Source organism: Mesorhizobium sp. M2C.T.Ca.TU.002.02.1.1 (assembly GCF_003997225.1).
Genome location: NZ_RZTO01000332.1, coordinates 1 through 6,155 on the forward strand (window position 1 = coordinate 1; position 6,155 = coordinate 6,155).

7 protein-coding genes and 1 tRNA gene are annotated in these 6,155 nt (G+C 62.1%); 3 read left to right on the plus strand and 5 right to left on the minus strand.

What is annotated here, in order from left to right:
- Positions 1-170 precede the first annotated feature (170 nt).
- Positions 171-1,127, plus strand: coding sequence for an alpha/beta hydrolase (locus tag EOD07_RS18240; protein WP_127236466.1), 957 nt, complete (start codon positions 171-173; stop codon positions 1,125-1,127).
- 214 nt (positions 1,128-1,341) lie between these two features.
- Here EOD07_RS18240 and hisN read toward each other — a convergent pair whose 3' ends face one another.
- Together hisN and EOD07_RS18250 are read right to left on the minus strand one after the other, a co-directional pair.
- A complete protein-coding gene (gene hisN, locus EOD07_RS18245; RefSeq protein WP_127236467.1) occupies positions 1,342-2,115 on the minus strand; it encodes a histidinol-phosphatase in 774 nt (257 codons plus the stop codon).
- Between the two features lie 357 nt (positions 2,116-2,472).
- A complete protein-coding gene (locus EOD07_RS18250; protein WP_071033158.1) occupies positions 2,473-3,429 on the minus strand; it encodes an N-formylglutamate amidohydrolase in 957 nt (318 codons plus the stop codon).
- A 149-nt stretch (positions 3,430-3,578) separates the two neighbouring features.
- On the opposite strand from EOD07_RS18250, the gene EOD07_RS18255 reads away from it, so the two are divergent.
- The gene (locus EOD07_RS18255) at positions 3,579-3,941 is read left to right on the plus strand and encodes a response regulator (protein WP_006199474.1); all 363 of its coding nucleotides are present in this window, start codon (positions 3,579-3,581) and stop codon (positions 3,939-3,941) included.
- A 124-nt stretch (positions 3,942-4,065) separates the two neighbouring features.
- Positions 4,066-4,140 (plus strand) — tRNA-Val (locus EOD07_RS18260).
- 235 nt (positions 4,141-4,375) lie between these two features.
- On the opposite strand, the gene EOD07_RS18265 is transcribed toward EOD07_RS18260, so the two are convergent.
- The 3 genes from EOD07_RS18265 to EOD07_RS18275 all read right to left on the minus strand — a co-directional run.
- On the minus strand, positions 4,376-4,789 hold the full coding sequence (locus tag EOD07_RS18265; protein ID WP_127236468.1) for a hypothetical protein: 414 nt from the start codon (positions 4,787-4,789) through the stop codon (positions 4,376-4,378).
- Positions 4,790-5,201: 412 nt separating this feature from the next.
- The gene (locus EOD07_RS18270; RefSeq protein WP_164772331.1) at positions 5,202-5,495 is read right to left on the minus strand and encodes a DUF1330 domain-containing protein; all 294 of its coding nucleotides are present in this window, start codon (positions 5,493-5,495) and stop codon (positions 5,202-5,204) included.
- Between the two features lie 28 nt (positions 5,496-5,523).
- A partial coding sequence (locus EOD07_RS18275; protein WP_164772332.1) for an SDR family NAD(P)-dependent oxidoreductase occupies positions 5,524-6,155 on the minus strand: 632 nt, incomplete at its 5' end.

Consider the following 6,155-nt stretch of genomic DNA (forward strand, 5'->3'; position numbering starts at 1 on the left):
TTCCTCCCGGATCGACAGAGGCCGGAAGTGCGCCGCAGGCACTTCCGGCCTTCCCTTTGGACGTTGCCGGCCGCGCGGATCCTCGCAACGCTTTGCTTTTGCCGGCTGGCCGTCTATCACCATGCCGACGCCTCGCCCGTCCGGGCAAAGAGCAACCAACGACACGCCGAATGACGGATCTTTTCCATCTGACCGAGGACAACCCCGCGCCGCAGAATGCCGCGGGCGGGTTCTTCACCACGCGTGACGGCAAGAAGATCCGCTACGGCGTCTTCGCCGCCGTCGCCCGTCCGCTCCAGGGCACGGTGGTTCTGCTGACCGGGCGCAACGAGTGCATCGAGAAATATTTCGAGACCATCCGCGACCTCGCCGATCGCGGCTTCGGCGTCGCCATCCTCGACTGGCGCGGCCAGGGCGACTCCAGCCGCCTGTTGCGCGACCGCCAGCGCGGCTATGTCCGCAGCTTCCGCGACTATACACGCGACCTCGAGCAATTTTTCGAGGAGATCGTGCTGCCCGACTGCCGCGGCCCCTATTACATCCTCGCCCACTCGACCGGGGCAGTGATTGCGCTGCTTGCCTCGCCGTCCATGGTCAACCGCGTGCGGCGCATGGTGCTGCTGGCGCCTTTTCTGGAGGTGCCGGACCTGCCGGTCTCGATCGCCACGGTACAGCGCGTCTGCGCGATCTTCTGCGCGCTGGGTCTCGGCTGGCTCTACGCCGCGCTCGGTCCGCGGCCGAAAGTGCCGCCGCCTTTCGAGGTGAACAAGGTGACCTCGGACCCGCAGCGCTACCGGCGCAATGTCGGCATCTACGAGGCTTGGCCGCAGCTGGCGCTCGGCGGCCCAACCATCCGCTGGCTGAAGGCGGCGGCCGCTGCCGCGCAAGCCGTCAGCGATCCGGATTTCATGGCAAGGGTCAAGGTGCCGATGCTGATCGTCGCCGCCGGCGCCGACCGGGTGGTCTCGACCAGGGCGGTGGAAGCCTATGCCAGGAAACTGCGCGTCGGCTCGCTGTTGATGATCGACGGCGCGGAGCACGAGATCCTGCAGGAGAAGGACATCTACCGCGAACAGCTGCTCGCCGCTTTCGACGCCTTCATTCCCGGCACCGGCGACGCGCCCTGATCGCGCGCCCGCTTGGAGCAATTCCAGGAAAAATGTGAGCTTTTCCGTCCGGAATTGCGTAAAACAAGGAGATAGAGCGGTTCGCCGTTTCCGTGAAACGGTGAAACGCTCTAATGCGCGTCGCGCTGAAATGGATTCAGTCGACGCGCTTTAAGTCTTTGTTTTGATGCATGTCGTTCCCCCAAAACCGCTGCGCACTTTTGGGCGACATGCATTAGCCGCGCAGCGCCGCCATCGCCGCCGCGTGCAGTTCCGGCGTCGCGGCCGCCAATATGTCGCCGCCGTTTTCGGCCGGTCCGCCTTCGAAAGTGGTGATGACGCCGCCTGCCTTTTCGATGATCGGGATCAGCGCCACGATGTCGTAGGGCTTCAGGCCCGGATCGGTGACAATGTCGACGCTGCCGGCAGCCAGCATGGCGAAGGCATAGCAATCGGTGCCGTAGCGGGCGAGCTGGACCTTTGTCTCGAACAGATCGTAGCGCTTGCGCGCATCGCCCTTGAACAGGGCCGGCGTGGTCGTGAACAGCGTCGCTTGCGCGAGTTCGGTGGTCTTGCGCGTCGCGAGCCTGCGCGGTCCGCCCGGCCCTTCATAGTGCGACCCGGACGCGTTGGCGTAGAACAGTTCGCCGGTGAAAGGCTGCGACATCATGCCGGCGACCGCATCGCCGTCGACGGTCAGCCCGACCAGCGTTCCCCAGACCGGGATGCCGGAAATGAAGGCGCGGGTGCCGTCGATCGGGTCGATCACCCAGACATGCCGGCTGGTGAGGTTCTGGCTGCCATGCTCTTCGCCGAGGATGCCGTGCTCGGGATATTCGGAAGAGATCAGCGCCCGGATCGCGCGCTCGGCCTCGCGATCGGCCTCGGTGACCGGGTCGAAGCTTCCCGCCTCCTTGTTGGCGACCACCCCCTGGCTGCGGAAGCGCGGCAAGGTTTCCGCGGCGGCGGCATGCGCGATGCGCCGCATGAAATCGGTGCTGATATCCAAGTCGCTCTCCCCATCGCGGCTCTTGCCAGCCGCTCTTTCTCGCAGAACAGGCGCTCCGAAGACCGGTCAGCCGCCCGCTTTCTGTTGCCCGAATGCCACATCTGAACCGCCGAAGCGGAATTTCCACATCATATTGAATTAAAAAACCCTGCTGTCGATTGACATTTGTGCGACGCACAATAATTTTGTCGTCGGACAGGTTATCCTGTCCATGCCCTCCTTGGGCGTTTCCTCCCTAGACTTCGACCGTGTCGTGAAAACGATGCGGTCTTTTTTTCGAGCAATTCCAGGAAAAGCGCGAGGCGGTTTTCCATCCGGAATTGTGTTTGTAAAGAACTCGGCGCGCCGACCACGCCGTCATTCCGCCGCGAGCGGCAAATCGACGAAATGATGGTCGGGCATCGACATCAGGTCGGCCGAGAAGCGGGTCAGGTCGTCGGCCAAGGCGTCGAAGCCGGCCGATTTCTGGAATGTCCGCTCGTCCATGTAAAGCCCGCGATTGACCTCGATCTGCAGCGCATGCAGATGCCGCGCCGGCCTGCCATAGTGCTCGGTGATGAAGCCTCCGGCGTAGGGCTTGTTGTGCGCGACCGTGTAGCCCATGCCGACAAGCAGGCTGATCGCCATTTCGGTGAGCGCCGGCGAGGCCGAGATGCCGAACCGGTCGCCGATGATGAAGTCGGGCCGCACGCCGTTGTCGCCGACGCGAATCGAGGCCGGCATCGAATGGCAGTCGATCAGCACGGCATAGCCGAACCTGGCATGCGTCCTCGTGAGCAGCCGCTTCAGCGTCTCGTGATAAGGTTTGTACACCGCTTCGATGCGCCCCACCGCCTCCGCCAAAGGCAGCCGGCTGGGATAGATATCGAGTCCCTCGCCGACCAGTTTCGGCACCGTGCCCAGCCCGCCGGCGACCCGCGCCGAGCGGATGTTGCAGAAGGACGGCACCGGCTCCGCGAACATGCGCGGATCGAGCTCCCACGGCTCGCGGTTGACGTCGAGATAGGCGCGCGGAAAGTTTGCCGCCAAGAGCGGCGCGCCGAGCGGCACGGCGCCGCCGAAGAGCTCCTCGACATAGCAGTCCTCCGACCGGCGGATGGCGTTGCGGTCGAGCCGCGCCATGGCCAGGAAGCGCTCCGGATAGTGGCGGCCGCTATGCGGCGAGTTGAACAAGAAAGGGACGCGTTGTTCGGCGCCCGATCGGATTTCGAAGGGTGGAACGACCGAAAAATCCTCGGCTGCCGTCTTCAATTTGTACGAACCAGGATGAAGCACTGCATCATGACGCAAAACTTGCCACCTTGCGTCCGGCATGTCCAGCATTTCAGGCGGTGAACCGTGCTCCGAACCGAATGTTGGATGCCCTTCATTCACTTGATGTTTACCGGCTCCACCTCATATACAGGATGGTTAACGGCCTTGCCCGGCGGCAGGCTTGGGGCGGGTGATTCGGACGGGATACGATGGCACGCATTCTGCTGGCGGAAGACGATGACGATATGCGCCGCTTCCTCGTCAAGGCGCTCGAACGCGCCGGCTACCAGGTAAGCGATTTCGACAATGGCGCGAGCGCCTATGAGCGGCTGCGCGAGGAACCTTTCTCGCTGCTCCTGACCGACATCGTCATGCCGGAGATGGACGGCATCGAGCTTGCCCGCCGCGCCACCGAGATCGATCCGGACCTCAAGGTTATGTTCATCACCGGCTTTGCCGCGGTCGCGCTCAATCCCGATTCCAAGGCGCCCAAGGACGCCAAGGTGCTGTCGAAGCCCTTCCACCTGCGCGATCTCGTCAACGAGGTCGAGAAGATGCTGCAGGCCGCCTGAGCCGCCTAAGGCCTGCAAGGCTCGCATCGGCAGGGACCTCATCGATGCGACAAACGGAAGCCGTCTTTCCACATTCCCGCTATTGACGCGCCGGATCAAAAGTGGTGTATGCGCGGCGTCGGATGGGCGTGTAGCTCAGCGGGAGAGCACTGCATTGACATTGCAGGGGTCACAAGTTCAATCCTTGTCACGCCCACCATCCTTCCAATAACTCAGCGGTTTCCGCCACTGCCCGGCGCCAGCGGCGCGTGAGCAGGCGATGTCTCGGCATGAGCGAAAGTTTACGCGGCGTGCTGTGCCCATCATTAGTTTGCTTGCTCCCTGACGGGACAGCGCGTTCGTTGGCCAAACGCTCATCAAGCTCAGCGCCCAAACGGTTTCCCTCAGCCTCGCGTGAAGCGTTGCGGACGCCCGTCGGCGGTGGCGGCTTGCTGCTACTCGACCTTCACGTCGATCGTGATGCTGTAGGATTCGCCATCATATGTGTGTACCGACAGGGCGACCTGGTCCTGGCCTTTGAACCCTGGCGTCGATCGGTACAGCACCTTTATGCCGTCCACCTTACGGAAATTGCATTTCCATCGAATGTTGCTTTTGGTGAAGTGGGGAAACGTCTTCGCATTGACGATGGAGATTTTCCCGTGGCTCGGTCCGGAAACCGCCTTTAGATCGACCGGGCCCGCGTTCGAGCAGTCTGGGTTAACGCTAGCGCCGTCGTAGACGTTGATTTCCTTCCCTGAAAGCGCCGTCCTGTGAAGGGTTTTCGAATTCCCCCATGCGGCGGCCTGGCCTGCGCCAAATCCCACAAAAACAAGCGCGATCCCGACAGCGGTAACCCGGTAAACCATTTTTGTTGCCCCTTCCCTCAATCCCCCCGAAGGTTTTAGACGGGCCGTGGCGAAACGCCATGATGTATTTGTGTCATGCCATCAAATGATTGTTATTGGCGAAGAGTTCGAAACACATCAGATCGGGGCCTTTTTCTCTCGCCTGGCGCCTAGGAGAAGATCGCGCCCCTCGGGCGCACAAACGGTACAGATATGTCCGAATGTTTTTGCTCTGTTCACGTTCTTTCAGTAGTGATTTCGCAATGGATCAGAGAGCGCACTGCATTGACATTGCAGAGGTCGTAAGTTCGATCCTTGTCACGCCCATCACCCTTCCAATAACAACTTAAGCAGACGACTGGTCCGCGCATGGCGATGGCCGTCCCGAATCGAGCGCGAGTTCAGCAGGTCTCCCGCGACGCTACGCCGCTGGCTATCCGAGATCCCCTTCGAACATCACGAGCGTGCGATTCGACGCCTTGAGCGCGAAGCGCATCGCTTCCTGATAAGCCGGGTCCGCGTAACAGGCTTTGGCGATCTCCAGAGATGGAAACTCCACAAGCACCATGCGCTTGGCATCGCGCGCCTCGACGAGCAGTGGCGGCTTTTTTGTGGTGTTGGTTCGTGCCTGGTATTTTTCGCCGATCGGCTTCCAGAGCCGGCCGTACTCGGCCTGCGCCTCCTGATCCGAAATCTCAGTTCCGACGATGAGCCAGTATCCCTTCACGCTGAAGCGCTCCCTGATGATTGCCGGTCTACACCATGAACTCGCCGCCGTTGACGTGCAACAAATGTCCGGTGACGAACTTGCCCATGTCGGATGCGAGATAGAGGCAGGCATTGGCGACGTCCTCGGCGGTCCCCAACGTCCTTAGCGGCACCGTGGCTTTCACATGCTCGTAGGTTTCCGCGAGATCGGGATACCACGCAGCGTTCCGGTCCGTGTCCAGCCATCCAGGCGCGATGCTGTTGGCGGTCACCCCGTCCGGTCCGCATTCCAGCGCCACGGCTTTCGCCAGGCCGTGCATGCCGTGCTTGGCGGCGACGACATGCGCCCTGTTCGCCAACGGGAAGAGGGCATCCGTGCCCGCCATGTAGAGCAAGCGCCCGAACTTTCTTCGGCGCATGTGCGGAAGCACCGCCTGGGTCAGGATGAAAGCCGATCCGAGATTGGTGTCGATCACTTTCTGCCAGTCCTGAAGAGTGATCTCGTCGATCGGCTGGTGCGGTCTTATGCCGACGCAGGACACCGCGACGTCGACGCGGCCGAGTTCCGCGACCGCCCTGCCGATCAAGGCGTTCATGGCGGCCTCGTCGGTGCCGTCGCAGACGGATGCGATCGCCTCCACGCCAAGGGACCGCGCCTCGTCGGCGACGGCCTCGATCT

Excerpts from the sequence above, each read along its gene's own strand:
- EOD07_RS18255 (WP_006199474.1), top strand. The coding sequence starts at position 3,579 with ATGGCACGCATTCTGCTGGCGGAAGACGATGACGATATGCGCCGCTTC.
- EOD07_RS18240 (WP_127236466.1), top strand. The coding sequence starts at position 171 with ATGACGGATCTTTTCCATCTGACCGAGGACAACCCCGCGCCGCAGAAT.
- EOD07_RS18250 (WP_071033158.1), bottom strand. The coding sequence starts at position 3,429 with ATGCCGGACGCAAGGTGGCAAGTTTTGCGTCATGATGCAGTGCTTCAT.
- EOD07_RS18265 (WP_127236468.1), bottom strand. The coding sequence starts at position 4,789 with ATGGTTTACCGGGTTACCGCTGTCGGGATCGCGCTTGTTTTTGTGGGA.